Genomic DNA, 21604 nt, shown 5'->3' on the forward strand with positions numbered 1-21604 from the left:
CCACAACAGGAAGTTCCAATGTTCAGACTCGCAAAAACAATGACAGCGCTGTCGCTCTCTCTTGCCGCTTTCGCGGGGCCGGTCCTCGCTGAATATCCCGAAAAGCCCGTTGAATTTGTCGTGCCGTGGCCTCCCGGTGATCTAGAGGACGTGCTGACCCGCATGATCGCGAACGACTTTCAAGAAACTTACGGCGTGCCTGCGGCGGTCGTGAACAAGCCCGGCGGCGGCGGTGGCCCCTTCCCCGGTGCCATCGAAGTGGCGAACGCGCCCGCGGATGGCTACACGATCGGGTCTTTCATCATCGCGGTGCCGGTTGTTGGCCCGACCATCGGTATTCCTGAACTGAACCCCGATCCGTTCATCCCGCTGGGCAACTTCCTCACCTATCCTTTCGTGATCGCCGCTGCGGGTGACGCGCCTTATGATGACATGGAAGGTCTGGCGGCCTATGCGCAGGACAATGACGTTGTTCTGGGCCACTTCGGTGCACCGCTGACACCGACGCAGGTGACCATGGCGCTGGCAGGTGAGCTGGGCTTTTCCTACGCCTCTGATGCGCCGTTTGATGCACTGGATTGCAACACGCTGGCCTCTGGCGATGTGGATGTGATCAACACCACGCTTCAGCTGATTTTGCCCTGTCTTGACGACGTCAAAGTGCTCGCCTCCATCGGGGCAGAGCGGATTTCCCTGACGCCGGATACGCCCACCGTGGCCGAACTTGCCCCCGCTCTGAACGTGGCGCTGTGGAACGGTTTGTTCGTGCACAAGGACACGCCCGTTGACGTGCAGGAAAAGATCATCGCCGTCGCCCGTGAGACGGTGATGTCCGAAAAGGCACAGCAGCTGGCCGCCGAAACCGGCGCGCTGGTCTACTGGCAGGACGCAGAGGCCGCCGCCGCACAGATCGCCCAAGACATCGAGACGATGGCGAACATCGGTCAGATGCTGGGCAACTGATCCAACACGATGCGGGCGACCCCGGTCTGGGTCGCCCGCCTTTCACTTGCCAAGGATCGGCCATGCTCAGATTTCAGACGCTTCAGCAAATGTTTCAGCGCAATCGCCGTCCGGGGGATATCGTCTTTGCCTGGTTCGCGCTGATTGTTGCGTTGTTTTTGCTGTCGCAGCTTTGGGATCAGACCGCCTGGCGCAATGGGCAAAAGCTGATCGCGCAGCCGCGGTTCTGGCCTGCCGTATCCTTGGGCGGGATGGTCTTTTTCGCAGCCCTGCACCTGATCGGGTCGATGGTATCGGAGCGGATTGAAGGTCGCTGGCGTGAGGTGTTCACATGGATCCGCGCGGTGGAATTCGCGCTGTGGTTCATCGCCTACGCCGTTATCGTCCCCTACATCGGCTACCTATTGGGGACCGTGGGGTTTGTCGTCTTGCTGAGCTTGCGCATGGGCTATCGCAGCCGGTTTATCCTGATCGCCGCCACCCTATGCGCCGTGCTGATCGTCGTGGTGTTCAAATCACTTCTCCATGTGAGCCTACCGGGCGGCCAAATCTACGAGGTGCTGCCTGGAGGGCTGCGCCAATTCATGCTGACATATTTCTAGGCAGGATCGCTGAGCATGGAAAATCTTTTGGCCGGTGCCGAAATGCTGATGCGCTGGGACGTGGTGCTTGCGCTGTTCATCGGGTCTATCGGGGGCGTCGTGATCGGCGCGATCCCCGGCGTGGGGCCCGCCGTGGCCATCGCCATCCTCTTGCCCGCAACCTTTTCGCTGGACCCTATCGTGGGGCTGACGATGCTTTTGGGGATTTACGGCTCGTCCATGTATGGCGGCGCGATTCCGGCGGTGCTGATCAACACGCCGGGCACGGCGGTCAACGCGCTGACGTCCTATGATGGTTTCCCGATGACCCAGAAGGGCGAGGCGCACCGCGCCGTGTCCATCGCCTATTCCGCATCTTTCTGGGGCGGCATTTTCGGCATCCTGTGCCTGATCCTGCTGTCACCCGTGCTGGCCTGGATCGCCCCGATGTTCGGCAGCCGAGAGATTTTTCTGGCGGCCCTGCTGGGCATCATCCTCGTGATCTTGGCTCACCGGGGGCAGATCATGGTGGCGGGGATGCTGGCGATGTTCGGGATCTTCCTGCAAACGATCGGGCTCGACTCGGTCACTTACACGCAGCGCTACACCTTCGGGCTGTCGTTCCTGAGTTCGGGGATCAACCTGATCGTTGTGGTCCTTGGCCTTTTTGCGCTGAGCCAGGCGTTCTTTCTGCTAACGATGCCGGACAGCACACCCGATGCAAAGCCCGTGACCGGCCGGATGAGCGCAGGCATCAAGGAACTGTTGAAGCACAAGCGCGTCGCCACGGTCGCATCCAGCTTTGGCGTGATCCTTGGCATGATCCCCGGCACCGGCGAATTCACCGCGCAATTCATGAGCTATACCTACGCGCAGAAAACATCGAAAACGCCGCAGTTGTTCGGCAAGGGATCGCCCGAGGGTTTGATCGCCTCCGAGGCTGCGAATAACGCCGTGCCCGCCGCCGCGATGATCCCACTGCTGGCCCTTGGCATCCCCGGTGAGGCGCTGACGGCGATGATGCTGTCGGTGTTCTACGTCCATAACGTCATCCCCGGACCGCAATTGTTTCAGAACAATATCGACCTTGTATATGGCCTTTATATCGCGCTGATCCTGCTGAACGTGATCGTGTTCGTGTTCCTGCTGTTCTCGACCAACCTGATGACAAAGATCATCCGCGTGCCGACACGGTTTCTGGGCGTGATGATCCTCGTGCTGTCGTTCGTTGGGGTCTATGCCCTGCGCAATTCCCTGACCGACTGCATGATCGCCGCGGGGTTCGGCGTGCTGGGGCTGGTGCTGAAAAGGCTGAACCTGCCGATTGTGCCGATCATCCTCGGCATGGTTCTGGGCGGCATCATGGAGGTCAAGCTGCGCTCTGCCATGCCGCGATTGAAGACGCCACTGGACATGATCGACCGGCCCATCGCCTTTATTCTGTTCGTGATGATCCTCTTGGTCATTGCGATGCACATCCGGACCCTTCGCCGCGAATATCGCGCGGACCGGGCCGACGGCGATCATGGCATTCACGACACACACCAAAGGTAGACCAATGGATCAAGCCTCAATCGACGCGCTGCGCACCGCAGCCGTGCCCATGCAAATGCATATCATCAACGGGCAGTCTGTGCCGGCCTCTGACGGACAGCAGATGGAGGTGCTGTCGCCCCTGAACGGCCAGCGCCTGACGATGGTTGCCAAAGGCACAAAGGCAGACATGGACGCCGCCATCGCCGCCGCCCGCGCCGCGTTCGAGGACCGTCGCTGGGCCGGGCAACCGCCCGCCGCCCGCAAGAAGGTGCTGCTGCGATGGGCCGATCTGGTCGAGGCGCATGCGCTTGAACTGGCGGTCTTGGGCGTGCGCGACAACGGCACCGAGATCGGCATGGCCCTGAAGGCAGAGCCGGGATCTGCGGCGGCGACCATCCGTTACTACGCCGAGGCCATCGACAAGAACTACGGAGAAATCGCGCCAACCCAAGAGGGCTTTCTGGGCCTGATCCACAAGGAACCGGTTGGCGTTGTCGGCGCGATCATCCCGTGGAACTTTCCGCTGATGATTGGTGCATGGAAACTCGCGCCCGCGCTGGCGATGGGCAATTCCGTGGTACTGAAACCGGCCGAGACCGCATCGCTGTCGCTCATGCGTCTGGTTGAGCTTGCCCATGAGGCCGGGTTGCCCGCCGGTGTTTTGAATGCCGTCACGGGCGAAGGCCCTGTGGTGGGCGAGGCGATGGCGCTGTCGATGGATGTCGACGTCTTGGTCTTTACCGGGTCTGGCGCGACAGGGCGACGGCTGTTGACCTATGCCGCGCAGTCCAACCTGAAACGGGTCTATCTGGAACTTGGAGGTAAATCCCCTAACATCGTCTTTGCTGACGCCCCCGATCTGGCAGAGGCCGCGAAGGTCACGGCCTTTGGCATCTTCCGTAATGCGGGGCAAGTCTGTGTCGCGGGATCGCGGCTTTTGGTTGAGGCGTCTATCCACGACGATTTCGTGGCCGAGGTCGCCCGAATTGCCGAAGCGATGAAGGTCGGAGACCCGCTCGATTTGTCCACCGCGATTGGCGCGGTCAATTCAGACTCTCAATTGCGCCAGAACCTGCAATTCGTCAGGGCCGCAGTGGACGAGGGGGGCACGCTCGCCAGTGGGGGCAGCCAACTTTTGCAGGGCACCGGCGGATACTTCATGGCGCCGACCATCGTCACCGGTGTCGCGCCCAAGGCAACGCTCGCCCAGAAAGAAGTCTTCGGCCCGGTTCTGGCCGTCACCTCGTTTGAGGACGAAGCCGATGCGGTGCGGCTGGCGAATGATTCCATCTACGGGCTGGCGGGCGGTGTCTGGACGTCGAACCTGTCGCGCGCGCACCGGATGATCGGGGCCGTGCGCACCGGGGTGATGCATGTCAACACCTACGGCGGACCGGATATGACCGTGCCCTTGGGCGGCGTCGGCCAGTCCGGCAACGGTCACGACAAATCGCTGCACGCGCTGGACAAATACACAAATCTAAAGACCGCTTGGATCAAGCTGTAGCGCCTGAGGAGGCACCACATGTCTGACAAAACCATTCTTGTGATCGGCACCTACGACACCAAGGACGATGAGTTGGGATATCTTGCACAGGTCCTGCGCGATCAGGGCGGGCAGGTCGTGACGATGGATGTGTCGGTTCTGGGCGATCCGTCCAGCCCCACGGATTATTCAAAACACGCGGTGGCTGAAGAAGGCGGCAGCAGTATTCAGGCGGCGGTTGACGCAGGCGATGAAAACCACGCCATGCAGATCATGGCAAAGGGTGCCGCGATGATGACCGCGCGGCTTTATGCCGAAGGCCGCTTTGACGGGATGATCGTGTTGGGTGGCACAATGGGCACCGATCTGGCGCTTGATGTCTGCACGGCGCTGCCCTTGGGCGTGCCGAAATACGTGGTCTCGACCGTGTCCTTCTCTCCGCTGATCCCGGCGGAACGTCTGGCGGCGGATACGCAAATGATCCTGTGGGCGGGCGGGCTTTATGGGTTGAACTCGGTCTGCAAAGCCTCTCTCAGCCAAGCCGCCGGGGCGGTGTTGGGGGCGGCCCGCGCGGTGGATGCTCCCGATCTGTCCAAGCCTCTGATCGGCATGACATCCTTGGGCAAATCGGCGTTGAAATATATGGTCCCGCTGAAGCCTGCGCTGGAAGAGCGCGGCTATGAGGTGGCCGTGTTTCACGCCACGGGCATGGGCGGGCGCGCGTTTGAAAGCCTTGCGTCGCAGGGGGCCTTTGCCTGTGTCTTTGATTTTTGCACGCAGGAACTGGGCAATCACCTGCATGGGTCGAACATCTCTGCCGGGGCGGACCGCCTGACGAACGCGGGCAAGGCGGGCATCCCGCAGATCGTCGCGCCGGGGTGCTATGATCTGGTCGATATCGTGGGCTGGCAGGACGTGCCGGACAAATGGTCGGACCACATGATGCACGCGCATAACCGCCTGCTGACCTCGATCGTTCTGAACACGTCCGAACGCCAAGAGGTCGCCCGCGCCCACGCCAGACAATTGGCAACAGCGCAAGGACCGGTCGCGATGATCCTGCCCGACCGGGGCTTGGGAGAATGGGACCGAGAAGGGGAACATCTGCATGACAAAGCAGGGCTCGACGCGTTCCTGACCGAGCTGCGCAAGACACTGCCCGCCAATGTCACGCGTCACGACCTTGACGCGCATATCAATGACGCCGCCTTCGCGGATAAAGCGCTAGAGATATTTGATGTCTGGCGGGCGAAGGGGATCGTGCCATCCGCCTGATAGCGGCTCTGCCATATCGCCACGCCGGCCCGCGCCAGACCCGGTGGCAGCCTGCGCCTGCGCGGCAGGGGGAAGGATCGCCAACGCAAAGGGCTGATCGCCTAGATCTGGTCCTTCAGCAAGGCTTCCAGACCAACCTCCAGTTTGCGAAAGGCCAAGCCGAGCCTGTTTTCAAGATCCTGTTGATGCGCCTTGGCCATTGGCAGCAGGTCGGCCATCATCGCGTGCCCCTTGGGCGTCAGCGACATAATCACAAGTCGCCGGTCGGCGGGGTTTTCCCGGCGTTCGATCAGCCCCTCTTCGCGCAGGCGTTTCGCGGCGCGGCTGACCTCATATTTCTCCATCGCGACGCGGGCTTCAATGTCACGGACGGACACTTCGCCCGAATGGGCCAGATGCACCAGCACGCGCCATTCGGGGATCGAGATGCCGAACCGGTCCCGGTACTGGCGGGCCAGCTCCTCGCTCGTGCGTTTGGCCGCGACCGCCAGCCGATAGGGCGTAAATCCGTATAGATCAAACTCGGGCAGGGGGGGCATGTCCGTGGTCATCGCGCGTCCTTTCGCATCTGCCCATTATCCCCGCCTGGGCGGTTCTTCGCAAGCCTTCATTGCAAATGCTACGAGTCTCTTGACATCGTAGCATTTGCAACGTTTAGTCACATCAAAGATTGAAGCGCCCGTTTTCACGCGCTGGGCGTCACATTCAGGAGGTTTTGACATGACCAAACACGCGCTTCCACAGGACATGATCCGCGCAACCGGCACCACGGGCCCGCATGAGGGGTATATGCCCGGTTTCGGCAACGATTTTGAATCAGAGGCGCTGCCCGGCGCGCTGCCGCAAGGCATGAACTCTCCCCAGAAATGCAACTACGGGCTTTATGGTGAACAGCTGTCCGGCACCGCCTTTACCGCCCATCCGCCAGAGCGGACGTGGACCTATCGCATCCGGCCATCTGTCAAACACTCTGCCCGCTATGAACGCATCGACCTGCCGTATTGGAAATCCGCACCGCATCTGCCCGAAGGGGTTACGTCGCTGGGCCAGTACCGCTGGGATCCGGTAGAACCCGTGGGCGCGGATCTGACATGGCTTACCGGGATGCGCACCATGACGACGGCGGGCGATGTGAACACGCAGATCGGCATGGCGGCCCATGTCTATCTGGTGAATGCCTCGATGGAGGACAGTTATTTCTATTCCGCCGATAGTGAATTGCTGGTCGTGCCCCAGCAAGGCATGCTGCGCTTTGCCACGGAACTGGGCGTGATCGATGTCGCCCCGCAGGAAATCGCGATCATCCCGCGTGGGCTGGTTTACCGCGTCGAAGTGCTGGACGGCCCGTGTCGCGGTTTTGTCTGCGAAAACTATGGCCAGAAATTCGAACTCCCCGCCCGTGGCCCGATCGGCGCAAATGCGATGGCGAACCCCCGTGACTTCAAGGCGCCCGTCGCCGCCTTCGAGGACCGTGAGGTGCCCTCGACCCTGACGATCAAATGGTGCGGGCAATTCCATGCGACCAAGATCGCCCAATCGCCGCTGGATGTCGTCGCGTGGCACGGCAATTACGCGCCCTACAAATACGACCTGAAAACCTATTGCCCCGTGGGTGCGATCCTGTTCGATCACCCGGATCCGTCGATCTTTACCGTGCTGACCGCCCCGTCTGGCGTGCCGGGCACCGCGAACATCGATTTCGTGCTGTTCCGTGACCGCTGGATGGTGGCCGAAAACACTTTCCGCCCGCCGTGGTACCACAAGAACATCATGTCCGAACTGATGGGCAACATTCACGGTCAGTACGACGCCAAGCCTCAGGGCTTTGTGCCCGGCGGCATGAGCCTGCACAACATGATGCTGCCCCACGGGCCGGATAAACAGGCGTTCGAGGGGGCGTCGAATTCCAACCTCGGGCCGGAGAAATTGGAAAACACGATGTCCTTCATGTTCGAAACCCGTTTCCCCCAGCATCTGACGGAATATGCCGGCAAAGAGGCCCCCTTGCAGGACGATTACATTGACTGCTGGGACAGCCTCGAGAAAAAATTCGACGGCACGCCGGGGTTGAAATGATCGCGCGCGGGCGGGTCTGACATGGCGCTGACGCTCTATTCCTACTGGCGGTCCACGACGTCGCTGCGCGTGCGCGCGGCGTTGAACCTGAAGGGCATCGCCCATGACATCCGGCCGGTCGATCTGTTGAAGGGTGACCAGCATGGTGAGGATTTTCGCCAGATTAACCCGCTCGCGGGCGTTCCCGTGCTTGTGCTGGAGGATGGCACGGTGCTGACGCAGTCCATGGCGATCCTCGACTGGATCGAAGAGACCTATCCCGACCCAAAGCTTCTGCCCGCAGACACAACCGACCGCGCCCGCGTGCGTGCAGCTGCACAGGTCATCGCGATGGACGTCCATCCGGTGAATAACCTGAAGGTTCTGCGCCGGTTGAAAGCCATAGGGCAGACGCAGGACGATTGCACAGCCTGGATGCAGCACTGGATGCAGGACGGTTTTGCCGCCTATCAGGCGATGCTGCCAGAGGGCACCAAATACAGCTTTGGCGACACGATCACCCAGGCCGACCTGTGCCTTGTGGGGCAGATGGTGAACGCCCGCCGCTGGGGGCTGGACCTTGCGCCTTTCGACCGCCTCGTCGCCCTTGATGCGGCCGCCCGCGTCCTCCCCGAAATCGCCGCAGCGCTGCCAGAGGCGCAGCCCGACGCCACATTCTGACCAAAAGGATAAACACCTTGGCCTTGATGAAAAGCTGGGTTGCCAGCGCCAATTCTCCCAACACCGATTTTCCGCTGAACAACCTGCCCTACGGCGTGTTTTCCTGCGGCAATGACACGATGCCCCGCTGCGGAGTGGCCATCGGCGACATGATCTTCGATCTGTTCAAAGCCGAAAGCGACGGCCTGCTGGGCGACCTCGCCCCGGTGTTCGACGTGCCCTACTGGAACGACTTCATGGCGCTTGGGCCGGACGCCTGGGCCGGCCTGCGCGCCACGCTGATGGACCTGTTGAAAGACGGGGCAGAGGAACGCCCCGACTATCTGGTCGCGCAATCGGATGTGCGGATGGTGCTGCCGTTTCAGGTTGCCGAATACACCGATTTCTACGCCAGCAAGGACCACGCGACCAATGTCGGCACGATGTTCCGAGGGCCGGAAAACGCGCTGCCGCCGAACTGGCTGTCGATCCCCATTGGCTACAACGGGCGGGCGTCCTCGGTCGTTGTCTCCGGCACGGATGTGCGTCGCCCTTGGGGCCAGATCAAAGGGCCGGATGATGATCTGCCCCGGTTTGAACCCTGCAAGCGGTTCGATCTGGAACTGGAATTCGGCGCCATCGTGGGCCAGCCGTCGGACGGACCTGTCACAGTGGCAGAGGCCGACGCGATGATCTTTGGCTATGTCCTTTTGAACGACTGGTCCGCGCGGGACATTCAGGCCTGGGAATACCAACCACTCGGGCCCTTTCAGGCCAAGGCGACGGCCACGACGATCAGCCCGTGGATCGTGACCAAAGAGGCTTTAGAGCCGTTCCGCACCGCGACCCCCGACCGTGAACGGGATCTGCTGCCCTATCTGCAAGAACCCGGCCCGATGCTCTATGATATTGATCTGGACGTCGCGCTGGCCCCCGATGGTGGGCCGGAAACGGTGCTGAGCCGGACGAACTACAGCGTCATGTATTATTCCTCTGCCCAACAGCTGGCGCACCACACGACGTCCGGCTGTCCAATGCGGGTGGGCGATTTGCTCGGCTCTGGCACGATTTCCGGGCCGCAAAAACACCAGCGCGGCGCGCTGCTTGAACTGACCTGGGGCGGAAAAGAGCCTGTGACGCTCGACGGCGGGGAAATCCGCACCTTCCTTGAAGACGGCGACACCCTGACCCTGCGCGGCGCGGCCAAAGGCGACGGATACCGCGTGGGCTTCGGCGATTGTGCGGGCAAGGTTCTGGCCGCATTTGCCGCCCCCTACAGCCGCTAACACATAGGCGCCGCCAACCGCGCGGCGCAAGAGCAGACAGATTTGAAAGGACACAACATGGCCAAGGCATTCGCATCCGCAGGCGATATGGAAGAAAAGAAGATCAGCTTCACCCAGGTGGGCGAGGGGCTTTATGCCTTCACCGCAGAGGGCGATCCCAACACCGGCGTGATTATCGGCGACGACAGCGTGATGATCGTCGAGGCGCAGGCAACCCCGCGTCTGGCCCGCATGGTGATCGAAAAGGTCCGCGAGGTAACGGACAAGCCGATCAGCCATCTGGTGCTGACCCATTACCACGCCGTCCGCGTGCTGGGCGCCAGCGCCTATGGCGCGCGCGAAATCATCATGTCCGACGTCGCCGCCGCCATGGTCGAAGAACGCGGACAGGAAGACTGGGACAGCGAATTCGACCGCTTCCCGCGCCTGTTTCAGGGGCACGAGGAAATCCCCGGCCTGACACGGCCCACCACAACATTTTCCGACAGCATGACCGTCTATCTGGGCAAGCGCCGCGTCGACATCATGAAGCTGGGTCGCGCCCACACCGCGGGCGATGCGGTCGTCTGGGTGCCCAATCAAGAGGTCATGTTCACCGGCGATATCGTGGAATACCATTCTGCATGCTACTGCGGCGACGGGCATTTCAACGACTGGGAAGAGACGCTCCAAAACATCGCGGCCTTTGAACCCAAATCCATCGCGCCGGGCCGTGGCGATGCATTGCTGGGCGAAGAGATGGTCGCCAAGGCGCTGGAAAGCACAGCTGATTTCGTCCGCTCCACCTATCAGCCCATCGCGAAGGTCGTGGCGCGGGGTGGCACCATGAAAGAAGCCTGGGACGCCTGCCGCGCGGCTTGCGACCCGAAGTTCAGCGATTACGCGATCTATGAACATTGCCTGCCGTTCAACGTGGCGCGCGCCTACGACGAAGCGCGCGGGATCGACACGCCCCGCGTCTGGACCGCAGAGCGGGACAAGGAGATGTGGAACGCCTTTCAGGGCTGAACCACGCGCGAACGGCCTGACCGGTGCAATCCCGGTCGGGCAGGGGCCCCTAGGCCCTAATCTGATGAGGAGAGACCGATGCCGCTTGACGACCGATACCAACTCGCATTCAAACTCTATCCCTACGCGCGGTCTGCCGATCAGGACGCCAAGACGCCCGTGCGCCATCCGGTCGTCGTGGTGGGCGGTGGTCCCGTCGGGCTGGCAACAGCGCTGGATCTTGGGTTGCAGGGCGTTCCGGTCGTGGTGCTGGATGATCACGAAGGCATCGGGCAGGGTAGTCGCGCCATCTGCTTTGCCAAGCGCAGCCTTGAGATTGCCGACCGCTACGGCTGTGCCGGCCCGATGCTGGACAAGGGCGTTGTCTGGAACCTCGGCAAGGTGTTCCATGAGGACCGCAAGGTATTCGAATTCAACCTGTTGCCAGAGGACGGACACAAGTTTCCCGCCTTCATAAACCTTCAACAGCCCTATTTCGAAAAGTTCCTGTTCGAACGCATCCAGGCCGCGCAAGCCGAAGGTGCGCCGATCGAAGTGCGCGGCAAGAACCGCGTGGCCAGCGTTGAAATCCACGACGACCACAGCGTGCTCAGCATCCAGACACCAGAGCAGGACTACACCCTGCACGCCGACTGGCTGATCGCCGCAGACGGTGCGGGGTCTCCGCTACGTGGCATGATGGGCCTCGATTTTGACGGGCGCGTGTTCAAGGACAGTTTCCTGATCGCCGACATCAAGATGCTCAGCGGCAACTTTCCCACCGAACGCTGGTTCTGGTTCGAACCCAGCCACAAGGCCGGGGCATCGACACTGCTGCACAAACAGCCCGACGACATCTGGCGCGTCGATTTTCAGATCGGCTGGGACGTGGACCGCAAGGAAGAGCTGAAGGAAGAAAACGTGCGCAAACGGCTCGACGCGATGCTGGGGGCAGAGGTGGACTACGACATTGTCTGGTCGTCGATCTATACGTTCCAGTGCCGTCGGATGGACAAATTCCGCCACGGCCGGGTGCTGTTTGTCGGGGATAGCGCCCATCAGGTCAGCCCCTTTGGCGCACGCGGGGCCAATTCGGGCATGCAGGACGCCGACAACCTGGGCTGGAAACTGGGCATGGTGGTGCGGGGCGAAGCGCCTGACACGCTGCTCGACAGCTACCATGACGAACGGGCCTACGGGGCGGATGAAAATATCCTCAACTCGACCCGCGCGACGGATTTCATCACGCCAAAATCCAAGGTCAGCCATATCTTCCGCAACGCGGTGCTGGAACTGGCAGAGCAGTTCGAATTCGCCCGCCCGCTGGTCAATTCCGGCCGCCTGTCGATGCCCTGCACCTACGACGGCCTGCCATTGTTCGGGGAGGACAGGCTGGACGGCGGCCCGGACCGCACCCGCCCCGGCAGCCCGTGCCCGGATGCGCCGCTTGGCGATGGGTTTCTTCTCGATGCTCTCGGAAGTGGCTTCACGATCCTGACCCTCAATACAGATGCGCCGACCACCGTGACCGAAGGAGGCGTGACCGCCGCAGCCGTGGCGCTCTCTACTGATGACGACGCAACCGGCGCGCTCTTCGCGCGGTATCTGGGCGATGCGGACAGTGCCGTCTACCTTATCCGGCCCGACCAACATGTGGTTGCCCGTTGGCCTCATTTCGATGAAACCGCCCTGCGCGCCGCCCTGCGCCGCGCCTGCGGCATGGAGTGACCGCCATGACCCTGAACACCAAACCCAACATCTCTGGCCCCGATGAATTCTACGCGGACCTGATCCAGTGCCACGACGGATTGTCCGACGACGAAAGCGCCGCCTTCAACGCGCGGCTGGTGCTGCTGCTGGCCAACCACGTCGGCGACCGCGCAGTTTTGTCCCGCGCATTGGTGGCGGCGAAAGCCCCCCGGCGGTCGTGACGCCAGCGGGATAGCCGAAGAGCAGCAGTGAACTGATGCGGGTTTACCAGAGAGCTTCTGGTCCAATGATGACGCTGCTTTTTCGTCAAGGTTCAACTTTGCGTAGCCTGGCAGGCCGCCCTCGCATCAGTTCGCGGCGTGTAAAGCTGGCAGCTACGATCTGCCGCGTCATGGCTAAGTTACACTTGAATCACATCCGTAAGTCATTGAAATTATTATATCAAAATATTGTTCGACATCCCAGGCGCTTCAAATGCGACTGCAGTCCAACTCTGCCACTGGGTGGTATCCTTTGCCTCTCAAGACGCTTCGAGAAGAAACGCGCAGGCTTCTGCCAAACTAGCGGAAAAACCCGGCCGCGGCGGGATCGCGAGAACGCTTTCTCAAGGGCAAGTGGCGGAGACGAAGGGATTCGAACCCTCGAGACGGTTTCCCGCCTACTCCCTTAGCAGGGGAGCGCCTTCGACCACTCGGCCACATCTCCGCCGCGGGGTCTAGCAGGTATGAAGCGCCAAGAACAAGCGGAAATTGTCGCGGCGCGCGTTTGTTTCACTCCGGCGCAACAAGGCTTTCGCCTGCGGCATTGCGTGGCACTGGTGGCGGGCGGATTGTCAGAATCAATGTGATGAAATAGAACAAAGCATGAACATTTTGATCACAAATTAGGTGCATCGTGTATGGCGTTGCTTCATATGCAGAAAACCGCGACAGGCCAGCTGCCCCCGCCGGGGCTGTCCCGCCTGACCCTGTCCGAAATATTTGTCGAAACGGCGGCGGATGCGGCCGCTTTGGGCTTTGCGCTGGCGCGGTTGCCGCAGGGTCAGCGGCCTGTCCTATGGGTGCAGGATCGCCTGTCGCGCAAGCAAACCGGATTTCCCAGCCTGGCAGGGGCAGGCCCGCGGCGCCCGATCATCTTGGTCAGCCTGTCACGCGCTGTCGATGTGCTTTGGGCGCTGGAGGAAGGTCTGCGCTGCCGCAGCCTTGGTGGTGTGATCGGCGAGATCTGGGGCGATCCGGCGGCGCTGGATTTCACCGCGACCAAGCGGCTGGCCTTGCGGTCCGAGGCCGCCGCCGTGCCTTGCTGGCTGATCCGGCGCGCGGCGCATCCCAATCTGAGTGCCGCGCGCGACCGCTGGCGCATTGGCGCGCGCCCCTCCGCGCCGCATCCGCACGACCGCCAAGCGCCCGGTGCGCCGCGCTGGGCGGTGGAATTGTTCCGCTCGCGCGATGCAAGGCCGGGCCAATGGGTGGCCAGCTATGACCGGGCGGCGGATCGTGTCGATCTGGTTGCCGCAATTTCCGATGGAACGCTGGACGCGGGTGATGGAAAGGCAGGGCAACGCGCCGCCGGATGACATCGCGCTGGTGCTGGCGCGCGAGGGACATCACGGCCCTGTCGTGCATGCCGCCAACCGCCCGGCACGGCTGGCGGGGATCAGGGCGGGGTCGCGCCTGGTGGATATGCGCGCGATCTGCCCTGATTTGCAGGTCGCCTATGCCGATCAGGCGGGGGATCTTGCCGCGCTCGACCGGCTGGTGCTTTGGGCGCGGCGCTGGTGTCCGTGGACCGTGCGCGACGGCGAGGACGGGCTGATCCTTGACACCACGGGGTCCGATCACCTGCTGGGCGGCGAGGCGGCGATGCTGGTCAAGATGGAAACGCAATTGGCCTTGCTGGGTCTGGGCGCGCGTTTGGCCGTGGCCCCTACCTGGGGGGCGGCCTGGGCGCTTGCGCGGTTTGGTCCGGTGCGCGCGATCTGTGGTGCGGATGATCTGGCGGTGAAACTGGGGACTTTGCCTGTCACCGGATTGCGGCTGGATGGTGCGACGGTGCTGCTGTTGCGCCGTCTGGGGTTGAAAACCATCGGCGCGGTGATGGATGTGCCGCGCCTGTCGCTGACCCGCCGTTTCGCCAAGGCCGCCTTGCCCGCCAATCCGCTGCTGCGGCTGGATCAGGCTTTGGGTCAGCTGGCGGAACCTGTGTCCAGCGTCGATCCCGCGCCCCGATTCATGGCGCAAAGCCGCCTGGCAGAGCCGATTTTCGACCCAAGCCCCTATCTGCCCGCGCTTTGCGCCGATCTCTGCGACCAGTTGGATCAGGCGGGCCAAGGCTGCCGGCGACTGCATCTGACCATCTATCGCAGCGATGGCGATATCAGCCATCTCTCGGTGGCTATATCCGCGCTGTCGCGTGATCCTGTGCATCTGCACGGGCTGTTTCGCGACAAACTGGACCGGATCAACCCCGGTTACGGCTTTGATCTGATCACGCTCGCGGCCGCCGATCTGGGCGCGATGCCGCAGGTCCAAAGCCGCCTTGATGGTGGTGCGGATGATGATCTGCAATTGGCGCATCTGCTGGACCGGCTGACCGCGCGTTTCGGGGATCGTGCCGTGACCCGCCCCGTCCTGCGCGCCAGCCACATCCCCGAACGGGCCGAGGCGCGCCTGCCCGCCATGGCCGATATGCCCGCCGATATGCCTGTGCCCGCCAGCGAACGCCCGCTGCGCCTGCTGGACCAGCCCGAAGAGGTGCGCGTGCTTTACGCCGTCCCCGAAGGCCCGCCCGCGCAATTCATCTGGCGCCGCCAGACCCACCGCGTGACCCGGTATGCTGGCCCCGAACGTATCGCGCCCGAATGGTGGCGCGACCGCCCCGGCACCCGCCTGCGCGATTATTTCAAGGTCGAGGATCAGGCGGGCCGCCGCTTGTGGCTTTACCGCGAAGGGCTGCACACGGACGGGCGCGGCGGTGATCCGCGCTGGTTTATCCACGGGGTCTTCGTGTGATGGGCACGGGTTGCGCTGCCTCCGGCGGGAGTATTTCTGGAAAAAAGAAGTTGCTGTGTCATGCCGCAGAATGACCACCAGCATCCCAGACGGGAATTGGAAGGCGGCGGTTTTGCCCCCAATCCGCGCGCGGATTTCGTCGAACTGGGGGTGACGACCTGCTTTTCGTTCCTGCGCGGGGCCTCTGATGCCGTGGATCTGGCGACGACCGCGCATGGCTTGGGCTATGACAAGCTGGGCTGTGCTGATCTTAATACCATGGCCGGGGTCGTGCGCCTGCATGCGGCGGCGCGCAAGGCGGGGATCACCCCTGTGATCGGTTGTCGTTTGGCATTGGTCACGGGCGAGGTATTTCTGGCCTATCCGCGCGATCGCGCCGCTTATGGGCGGCTGTGCCGGTTGTTGTCCAAAGGCAAGATGCAGGATGCGGGCGGCGATTGGCAGGCCAAGGGGGTCTGCGATATCAGCCTTGATGATCTGGCCGCCCATGGTGCAGGCGTCCAGCTGATCGCCGTGCCGGGGGCGGATCTGGGGCATTTCGCTGCCCTGCTGCCGCGTCTGGCGCGCGCCTTGCCGGGGCTGCGCCATATCGCGGCCAGTTATCTGTATCGCGGCGATGACCGCGCGCGGATCAACCGTCTGGATGCTTTGGCGCGCAGGCATGGTCTGTCCATTCTGGCGACCAATGATGTGCATTATCACGCGCCCGACCGTCGCCCTTTGCAGGATGTGATGACCTGCATCCGCCACAAGACCACGATTGCCAAGGCGGGGTTCCTGCTGGATGCCAATGCCGAACGCCATCTGAAATCGCCCGCGCAGATGGTCCGGCTTTTCGCCGATTGGCCCCATGCGATCCGTGCGACCCGTGATGTGGCTGATGCCTGCACCTTTGATCTGCGCGATCTGGCCTATGAATATCCGCATGAAACCGTCCCCGAAGGGCGCAGCGCGCAGGAATATCTGGAGGAATTGACATGGCGGGGGGCGGCGGCGCGCTATCCGGGCGGGGTGCCTGCGGCTTTGCAGGCGACGTTGCGCAAGGAACTGGCGCTGATCGCCAAGCTTGATATCCCGCAGTATTTCCTGACCATCCACGAGATCATCGATTTCGCCCGCAACCAATGCAAGCCGCCGATCCTGTGTCAGGGGCGCGGGTCTGCCGCCAATTCCGCCGTCTGCTATATGCTGGGCATCACCGCCGTGGACCCCGCCAAGAACGACCTGCTGTTTGAACGTTTCATCAGCGAGGAACGCAAGGAACCCCCCGATATCGACGTGGATTTCGAACATGAACGCCGCGAGGAGGTGATCCAGCATATCTATGCCAAATACGGCCGCAACCGTGCCGCATTATGCGCCACCGTGATCCATTACCGCCCGCGCATGGCCGTGCGCGAGGTGGGCCGCGTCATGGGCCTGTCCGAGGATGTCACAACTGCGCTGGCCAAGACGATCTGGGGGTCATGGGGCCGCGAGATCGGGGCCGCGCAGGCCGCCGAGGCGGGGATCGATCTGCGCGATCCGCTGATGGCGCGCACGATCAAGCTGGCCGATCAGATGATCGGCATGCCGCGCCATCTGGGCCAGCATGTGGGCGGGTTCATTCTGACCGAAAAGGCGCTGACCGAAACCGTGCCCATCGGCAATGGCGCCATGCCGGATCGCAGTTTCATCGAATGGGACAAGGATGATATCGACGAATTGCGCATATTGAAGGTCGATGTGCTGGCTTTGGGCATGTTGACCTGCATCCGCAAGGCGTTCGATCTGATCGCCGCGCATCACGGCCAGCGGTTCGATCTGGCAAGCGTCCCGCAGGAGGACGCGGCCGTCTATGACATGCTGTGCAAGGGTGACAGCCTTGGCACGTTTCAGGTCGAAAGCCGCGCGCAGATGAACATGCTGCCGCGTCTGCGTCCGCGCCAGTTTTACGATTTGGTCATTCAGGTCGCCATCGTCCGCCCCGGCCCGATCCAAGGCGATATGGTGCATCCTTACCTGCGCCGCCGCAGCGGGGCCGAACTGGTGGAATATCCCAGCCCCGGCCCGCAGCATGACCCTGACGAGCTGAAAAAGGTGCTGGGCCGCACGCTGGGTGTGCCGATCTTTCAGGAACAGGCGATGAAGATCGCCATGGTCGCCGCCGAATTTTCCACCAAGGAAGCCAATGAACTGCGCAAGGCCATGGCCACCTTCCGGTCGCATGGCACCATCGGCGCGCTAGAGGAAAAGATGGTCGGCCGCATGATCAGGCGCGGCTATGATCCCGAATTCGCGGCGCGTTGTTTCAACCAGATCAAGGGCTTCGGCGATTACGGCTTTCCCGAAAGCCATGCCGCCAGTTTCGCGCTGCTGGTCTATATCTCTGCTTGGATCAAATGCCATTATCCGGATGTCTTTTGTGCCGCGCTGCTGAATTCCCAGCCGATGGGCTTTTACGCCCCCGCCCAGATCGTGCGTGATGCCCGCGCACATGGGGTGATCCTGCGCGCGGCGGATGTGAATTATTCCGATTGGGACAACAGCCTTGAACCGCTGGCGCCCGGTGTCTTTGCCGTGCGGCTGGGTCTGCGCCAGATCGACGGGATGCGCCGCGATATGGCGCAGCGGATCATGGATGCGCGCGGGCGGCCTTTTGATGATCTGAAAGATATGAAAACCCGCGCGAAACTGGATGCAGGCACGGTGCAAAGGCTGGCGGCGGCGGATGCGCTGCGCTCGATGAAGCTGGACCGCAGGCAGGCGTTATGGGAGGCGCGGGCCCTGCGCGATGCGCCCGATCTGCCGCTTTTTGCCGATACCCGCGACGAAGGGGCAGAGGTCCGGTTCGATCTGCCGCAGATGCCCATCTGCGAACAGGTGGTCGCTGATTACCAGACCCTGCGCCTGTCGCTGAAGGCGCATCCTTTGTCCTTCTTGCGCCGCAGCATGACGCGACAGGGCTATCGTCCGGCGGCCGATCTGGCGCAGATGCGCAGCGGGCAGCCGGTGAAACTGGCGGGCGTCGTGCTGATCCGCCAGCGCCCCGGCAGCGCCAATGGCGTCTGCTTCATCACGCTGGAGGATGAAACCGGTGTCGCCAATCTGGTCGTCTGGCCCAAGGTGATGGAGGCCAACCGCAAGACCGTGATGCAGGCGCGCCTGATCGATGTGCATGGCGTGGTGCAGCGCGATGGTGACGTGATCCATGTGGTCGCCCATGTGTTGACCGACCGCAGCGATGCGCTGGAACGGCTGTCCGAGGATCGCATGAACCCGCCCCTGGCCCATGCCGATGAGGTGCGCCGCCCCATCGGGGGTGATCCGCGCGCAAGCCATCCGCGCGATCTGCGGGTGATCCCCAAATCGCGGGATTTCCACTAGGCTCAGATGCCGCGGTTCTGGTCCAGATAGGCCCTGATCTTTTCCAGCTGCGGGATCAGATCGCTGATCATGTCATCGCCCAGATCATCGGTGATCTTGCGGATCGGGTCGGCCATGCTGGCAATCGCTTCGGCATGCAGCTTGCGGCCAGCCTCGGTCAGAAAGACGATCTTGCTGCGCCCGTCGCTGGGATGCGGGGCCAGCCGGATCGCGGCGCGCTTTTCCAGCACGGCGATCGTATGGGTCATCGTCGTTTTGGGCACCTGAAAGGCCGAGGCCAGCGCCAGCGGGGTCTTTGCATCGCCCAGCCGGACCAGATGGTTTAGCAGGGCGAAATGCGACACATGCAACCCGCCGGGTAGCCGGGCCGCAAAGATCGCCCCGGCCAACTGGTTGATGATCCCGATTTCATTGAAGAACCGGAATACGCCTCTGCCTTTTTCGTTCATGTCGCCCTCAGATCAGCTTGGCCTCCAGCGGCCAACGCGGGCTGGGGGCGATGGTCGGACCATAGCCCAGACGGCACAGCATCTGAAGGGTTTCCCCGTCCTGCGCCAGCAGCGCATGTGCGGCGCTGTAATGCAGGGCCATTTCGGGGAATTCCTGCAAGGCCTGGCTGAGCGGTTGCATATCCACGCCCACAGCCGTGGCCGCAAGGTTCAGCCGCAGCCAATCGCGCCCCGCGATGATCTGGTCGGCGCGGCTATTGCCACGGGTTGCCTGCCACAGATGGCCCATGGCGGTTTGGGTATTGGCCAGCACGGCCGCCTTGCCTTGGGCGAACATGCTGGTGGTGGGGTCCGCCATCGCTTCGCGGGTCATCAGGCCGAAAGTGCCCAAAGTCTCGAACAGGGGGCCGGAAAAGTCGATGCCGTCGGGGTTCGCCTCGACCTCGGCCTTGCCGATGCGGAACAGGTCCACACTTTCCTGAAAGGTGTGCGGCGTGTCGATCTCGACGATCATCGCGTCGGTGGTCAATTGGCGCAGCATGGCGATGCTCGGCTCTGATGCATCGCCTGTGACCCGGCTGCCATGGATCGCGGCGCTGGCGATCTGGGCAATCGTCTCGGGCGCGACAGGGCGATTGGTGTCGAAAGGGTCCTTGTTTGACCGGCGCGTCATGACATGGGCGAACAGCGGATCGGGCATTGCGGCACCGGCGCGGAAGGTCGCGATGGCGACAGGGCGGTCGTCCAGCGCCAGATCGTCAGAGCCTTGCGGGAACACCTCAAGGTCCACGGCGAATCCGTCCTGCGCCGCGGCCATGACCAACAATTCCAGAAAACAGCCCAGCCCCACCGTGATCTGGCGGTTGAACGGATCGGTATCGGGCAGCAGGCGGTCGGTATCGACGCGCAGCACCACCTGGCCGGGCCGGGACAGATCGACCAGCCATGGCTGGCGGTTATGCGGATTGGGCGCAAGGATCGCATAGGACAGCGCGCGCATACGCGGCTCTTCATACATCTGGCCCGCGCGGTCCCAAGGTGCCAGGGCGGCGGCGGGCGTTCTGCTGGCGATACTGCCAAGGGTCGCGGTCGCGGCAAGGATGATGCCACCACCGGACAGGGCAAGGAATTTGCGACGGTTCATGTCTGGTCTCCTGTGATTCTGTTAAATGATACGATGTCGTACTAAGTAATGCGATATCGAACTAAATGCAAGCACGCAGCTTGCCCTGTGCCGGTCATCGGCTGTATCCCTGCCGGACATCCGGTGCGAAAGGTCCGCCATGCGGCTTAATCTCAAACAGCTTGAAGCCTTCGTCTGGGTCGCTGATCTGCAAAGCTTTCGCGGTGCCGCCGACAGGCTGGGCACGACGCAGCCCAATATCTCGGCGCGGATCGCGGGGCTGGAACAGGCGCTGGGCACGGTGCTGATGACGCGCGATGCAGGGTCGGTGGTGCTGACGGCCAAGGGGCGTGACCTGCTGGCCCATGCCCGCCGCGTGCTGGATGCCACCGATGCGTTGATCGCGGCGGCGGATCAAAAGGCGCTGATCGACGGCACTTTGCGGCTGGGTGTGACCGAGATGATCGTCCACACCTGGCTGCGCGATTACCTGCGGCGTCTGAAAGAGACCTATCCCCAGCTGAGCGTCGAATTGACCGTCGATCTTTCCGTCAATCTGGAAACCATGCTGGCCGAAAGGCGCATTGATCTGGCGGTGCAGAACGGGCCTTTTACCCGGTTGGTGACCGGCGAGATTGATCTGGGCGCTTACGGGTTGATCTGGGTCGCCAGCGCCAGCCTTGGCCTGCCGGCTGTCGTGTCATCCCAGGCGCTGGCCGCCCATCCGATCCTGACCCATGCGCGCGATACGCATCTGTTCGCGCAGGTCGCTGACCATTTTGCAGCGGCAAAAGTCCCGGTCCGTCTGGTCCCGTCCAGCAATCTGGCGGCCTGTCTGCATATGACCATCGACGGCATGGGCGTGGCGACCCTGCCCGAAGCGATGGCCGCCGATGCGCTGGCGCGCGGTGATCTGGTGCGGGTCGGCTATGACTGGACGCCAGCACCTTTGCATTTCTTTGCCCGCTACGATGTCGGACGCACGCCGCGCGTCGTGGCCGATGCGGCCTTTGTGGCGGCGCGGGCCGCACAGGTCTTTGATCAGGAATCCTGATCCAATCAATCGCATAAAATAATTGGATGTGATGCATTCACGCGCTTAACCTGCCGGTGGCA

At 62.5% G+C, this 21604-nt stretch carries 18 protein-coding genes and 1 tRNA gene; 15 read left to right on the forward strand and 4 right to left on the reverse strand.

What is annotated here, in order from left to right:
* The first annotated feature begins 18 nt into the window (after window positions 1-18).
* From LOKVESSMR4R_RS02090 to LOKVESSMR4R_RS02110, 5 genes are all read left to right on the forward strand, one after another.
* The gene (locus tag LOKVESSMR4R_RS02090; RefSeq protein WP_087206091.1) at window positions 19-963 is read left to right on the forward strand and encodes a tripartite tricarboxylate transporter substrate-binding protein; all 945 of its coding nucleotides are present in this window, start codon (window positions 19-21) and stop codon (window positions 961-963) included.
* 62 nt (window positions 964-1025) lie between these two features.
* The gene (locus LOKVESSMR4R_RS02095; RefSeq protein WP_087206092.1) at window positions 1026-1565 is read left to right on the forward strand and encodes a tripartite tricarboxylate transporter TctB family protein; all 540 of its coding nucleotides are present in this window, start codon (window positions 1026-1028) and stop codon (window positions 1563-1565) included.
* A gap of 15 nt (window positions 1566-1580) precedes the next feature.
* Complete coding sequence (locus tag LOKVESSMR4R_RS02100; RefSeq protein WP_087206093.1) at window positions 1581-3098, forward strand: tripartite tricarboxylate transporter permease; 1518 nt, start codon at window positions 1581-1583, stop codon at window positions 3096-3098.
* 4 nt (window positions 3099-3102) lie between these two features.
* Complete coding sequence (locus tag LOKVESSMR4R_RS02105) at window positions 3103-4587, forward strand: aldehyde dehydrogenase family protein (protein WP_087206094.1); 1485 nt, start codon at window positions 3103-3105, stop codon at window positions 4585-4587.
* An 18-nt stretch (window positions 4588-4605) separates the two neighbouring features.
* Complete coding sequence (locus LOKVESSMR4R_RS02110) at window positions 4606-5841, forward strand: Tm-1-like ATP-binding domain-containing protein (RefSeq protein ID WP_087206095.1); 1236 nt, start codon at window positions 4606-4608, stop codon at window positions 5839-5841.
* A 101-nt stretch (window positions 5842-5942) separates the two neighbouring features.
* Here the strand turns inward: LOKVESSMR4R_RS02110 and LOKVESSMR4R_RS02115 are convergent, their stop codons facing one another.
* Complete coding sequence (locus LOKVESSMR4R_RS02115) at window positions 5943-6392, reverse strand: MarR family winged helix-turn-helix transcriptional regulator (protein WP_087206096.1); 450 nt, start codon at window positions 6390-6392, stop codon at window positions 5943-5945.
* Window positions 6393-6561: 169 nt separating this feature from the next.
* On the opposite strand from LOKVESSMR4R_RS02115, the gene hmgA reads away from it, so the two are divergent.
* The 6 genes from hmgA (at window position 6562) to LOKVESSMR4R_RS02145 (ending at window position 12760) form a co-directional block, all read left to right on the forward strand.
* Window positions 6562-7917 carry a homogentisate 1,2-dioxygenase gene (gene hmgA / locus LOKVESSMR4R_RS02120; protein ID WP_087206097.1) on the forward strand — a complete coding sequence of 452 codons (1356 nt, stop codon included), beginning with the start codon at window positions 6562-6564 and terminating at the stop codon, window positions 7915-7917.
* 21 nt (window positions 7918-7938) lie between these two features.
* Complete coding sequence (gene maiA, locus LOKVESSMR4R_RS02125; protein WP_087206098.1) at window positions 7939-8577, forward strand: maleylacetoacetate isomerase; 639 nt, start codon at window positions 7939-7941, stop codon at window positions 8575-8577.
* 17 nt (window positions 8578-8594) lie between these two features.
* Window positions 8595-9842, forward strand: coding sequence for a fumarylacetoacetase (gene fahA, locus LOKVESSMR4R_RS02130; protein WP_087206099.1), 1248 nt, complete (start codon window positions 8595-8597; stop codon window positions 9840-9842).
* A 57-nt stretch (window positions 9843-9899) separates the two neighbouring features.
* Window positions 9900-10850, forward strand: coding sequence for an MBL fold metallo-hydrolase (locus LOKVESSMR4R_RS02135; RefSeq protein ID WP_087206100.1), 951 nt, complete (start codon window positions 9900-9902; stop codon window positions 10848-10850).
* Window positions 10851-10928: 78 nt separating this feature from the next.
* On the forward strand, window positions 10929-12557 hold the full coding sequence (locus tag LOKVESSMR4R_RS02140; protein ID WP_087206101.1) for an FAD-dependent oxidoreductase: 1629 nt from the start codon (window positions 10929-10931) through the stop codon (window positions 12555-12557).
* A 5-nt stretch (window positions 12558-12562) separates the two neighbouring features.
* On the forward strand, window positions 12563-12760 hold the full coding sequence (locus tag LOKVESSMR4R_RS02145) for a DUF2783 domain-containing protein (RefSeq protein WP_087206102.1): 198 nt from the start codon (window positions 12563-12565) through the stop codon (window positions 12758-12760).
* Window positions 12761-13154: 394 nt separating this feature from the next.
* Here the strand turns inward: LOKVESSMR4R_RS02145 and LOKVESSMR4R_RS02150 are convergent.
* Window positions 13155-13244 (reverse strand) — tRNA-Ser (locus tag LOKVESSMR4R_RS02150).
* A 193-nt stretch (window positions 13245-13437) separates the two neighbouring features.
* Between LOKVESSMR4R_RS02150 and LOKVESSMR4R_RS02155 the strand changes: the two genes are divergently transcribed.
* The 3 genes from LOKVESSMR4R_RS02155 to LOKVESSMR4R_RS02165 are packed head-to-tail and all read left to right on the forward strand — an operon-like array spanning window position 13438 to window position 18916.
* The gene (locus tag LOKVESSMR4R_RS02155; protein ID WP_087206103.1) at window positions 13438-14115 is read left to right on the forward strand and encodes an ImuA family protein; all 678 of its coding nucleotides are present in this window, start codon (window positions 13438-13440) and stop codon (window positions 14113-14115) included.
* Window positions 14084-15550, forward strand: coding sequence for a Y-family DNA polymerase (locus LOKVESSMR4R_RS02160; protein WP_204248752.1), 1467 nt, complete (start codon window positions 14084-14086; stop codon window positions 15548-15550). Before LOKVESSMR4R_RS02155 ends, LOKVESSMR4R_RS02160 begins: the two co-directional genes overlap by 32 nt.
* A gap of 60 nt (window positions 15551-15610) precedes the next feature.
* On the forward strand, window positions 15611-18916 hold the full coding sequence (locus LOKVESSMR4R_RS02165; protein ID WP_087206105.1) for an error-prone DNA polymerase: 3306 nt from the start codon (window positions 15611-15613) through the stop codon (window positions 18914-18916).
* Window positions 18917-18918: 2 nt separating this feature from the next.
* Here the strand turns inward: LOKVESSMR4R_RS02165 and LOKVESSMR4R_RS02170 are convergent, their stop codons facing one another.
* Together LOKVESSMR4R_RS02170 and LOKVESSMR4R_RS02175 are read right to left on the reverse strand one after the other, a co-directional pair.
* The gene (locus LOKVESSMR4R_RS02170) at window positions 18919-19365 is read right to left on the reverse strand and encodes a MarR family winged helix-turn-helix transcriptional regulator (protein WP_087206106.1); all 447 of its coding nucleotides are present in this window, start codon (window positions 19363-19365) and stop codon (window positions 18919-18921) included.
* Window positions 19366-19372: 7 nt separating this feature from the next.
* Complete coding sequence (locus LOKVESSMR4R_RS02175) at window positions 19373-20509, reverse strand: Acg family FMN-binding oxidoreductase (protein WP_087206107.1); 1137 nt, start codon at window positions 20507-20509, stop codon at window positions 19373-19375.
* Window positions 20510-20648: 139 nt separating this feature from the next.
* On the opposite strand from LOKVESSMR4R_RS02175, the gene LOKVESSMR4R_RS02180 reads away from it, so the two are divergent.
* On the forward strand, window positions 20649-21542 hold the full coding sequence (locus LOKVESSMR4R_RS02180) for a LysR family transcriptional regulator (RefSeq protein ID WP_087206108.1): 894 nt from the start codon (window positions 20649-20651) through the stop codon (window positions 21540-21542).
* Window positions 21543-21604 lie beyond the last annotated feature (62 nt).

This window comes from Yoonia vestfoldensis, from assembly GCF_002158905.1.
GTDB classification, from domain to species: Bacteria; Pseudomonadota; Alphaproteobacteria; order Rhodobacterales; family Rhodobacteraceae; genus Yoonia; species Yoonia vestfoldensis_B.

Bases quoted from the DNA above. Each gene is read 5' to 3' on its own strand.
- LOKVESSMR4R_RS02090 (WP_087206091.1), top strand. From the start codon at position 19: ATGTTCAGACTCGCAAAAACAATGACAGCGCTGTCGCTCTCTCTTGCC.
- LOKVESSMR4R_RS02095 (WP_087206092.1), top strand. From the start codon at position 1,026: ATGCTCAGATTTCAGACGCTTCAGCAAATGTTTCAGCGCAATCGCCGT.
- LOKVESSMR4R_RS02100 (WP_087206093.1), top strand. From the start codon at position 1,581: ATGGAAAATCTTTTGGCCGGTGCCGAAATGCTGATGCGCTGGGACGTG.
- LOKVESSMR4R_RS02105 (WP_087206094.1), top strand. From the start codon at position 3,103: ATGGATCAAGCCTCAATCGACGCGCTGCGCACCGCAGCCGTGCCCATG.
- LOKVESSMR4R_RS02110 (WP_087206095.1), top strand. From the start codon at position 4,606: ATGTCTGACAAAACCATTCTTGTGATCGGCACCTACGACACCAAGGAC.
- LOKVESSMR4R_RS02115 (WP_087206096.1), bottom strand. From the start codon at position 6,392: ATGACCACGGACATGCCCCCCCTGCCCGAGTTTGATCTATACGGATTT.
- hmgA (WP_087206097.1), top strand. From the start codon at position 6,562: ATGACCAAACACGCGCTTCCACAGGACATGATCCGCGCAACCGGCACC.
- maiA (WP_087206098.1), top strand. From the start codon at position 7,939: ATGGCGCTGACGCTCTATTCCTACTGGCGGTCCACGACGTCGCTGCGC.
- LOKVESSMR4R_RS02135 (WP_087206100.1), top strand. From the start codon at position 9,900: ATGGCCAAGGCATTCGCATCCGCAGGCGATATGGAAGAAAAGAAGATC.
- LOKVESSMR4R_RS02140 (WP_087206101.1), top strand. From the start codon at position 10,929: ATGCCGCTTGACGACCGATACCAACTCGCATTCAAACTCTATCCCTAC.
- LOKVESSMR4R_RS02145 (WP_087206102.1), top strand. From the start codon at position 12,563: ATGACCCTGAACACCAAACCCAACATCTCTGGCCCCGATGAATTCTAC.
- LOKVESSMR4R_RS02155 (WP_087206103.1), top strand. From the start codon at position 13,438: ATGGCGTTGCTTCATATGCAGAAAACCGCGACAGGCCAGCTGCCCCCG.
- LOKVESSMR4R_RS02160 (WP_204248752.1), top strand. From the start codon at position 14,084: ATGGAAAGGCAGGGCAACGCGCCGCCGGATGACATCGCGCTGGTGCTG.
- LOKVESSMR4R_RS02165 (WP_087206105.1), top strand. From the start codon at position 15,611: ATGCCGCAGAATGACCACCAGCATCCCAGACGGGAATTGGAAGGCGGC.
- LOKVESSMR4R_RS02170 (WP_087206106.1), bottom strand. From the start codon at position 19,365: ATGAACGAAAAAGGCAGAGGCGTATTCCGGTTCTTCAATGAAATCGGG.
- LOKVESSMR4R_RS02175 (WP_087206107.1), bottom strand. From the start codon at position 20,509: ATGAACCGTCGCAAATTCCTTGCCCTGTCCGGTGGTGGCATCATCCTT.
- LOKVESSMR4R_RS02180 (WP_087206108.1), top strand. From the start codon at position 20,649: ATGCGGCTTAATCTCAAACAGCTTGAAGCCTTCGTCTGGGTCGCTGAT.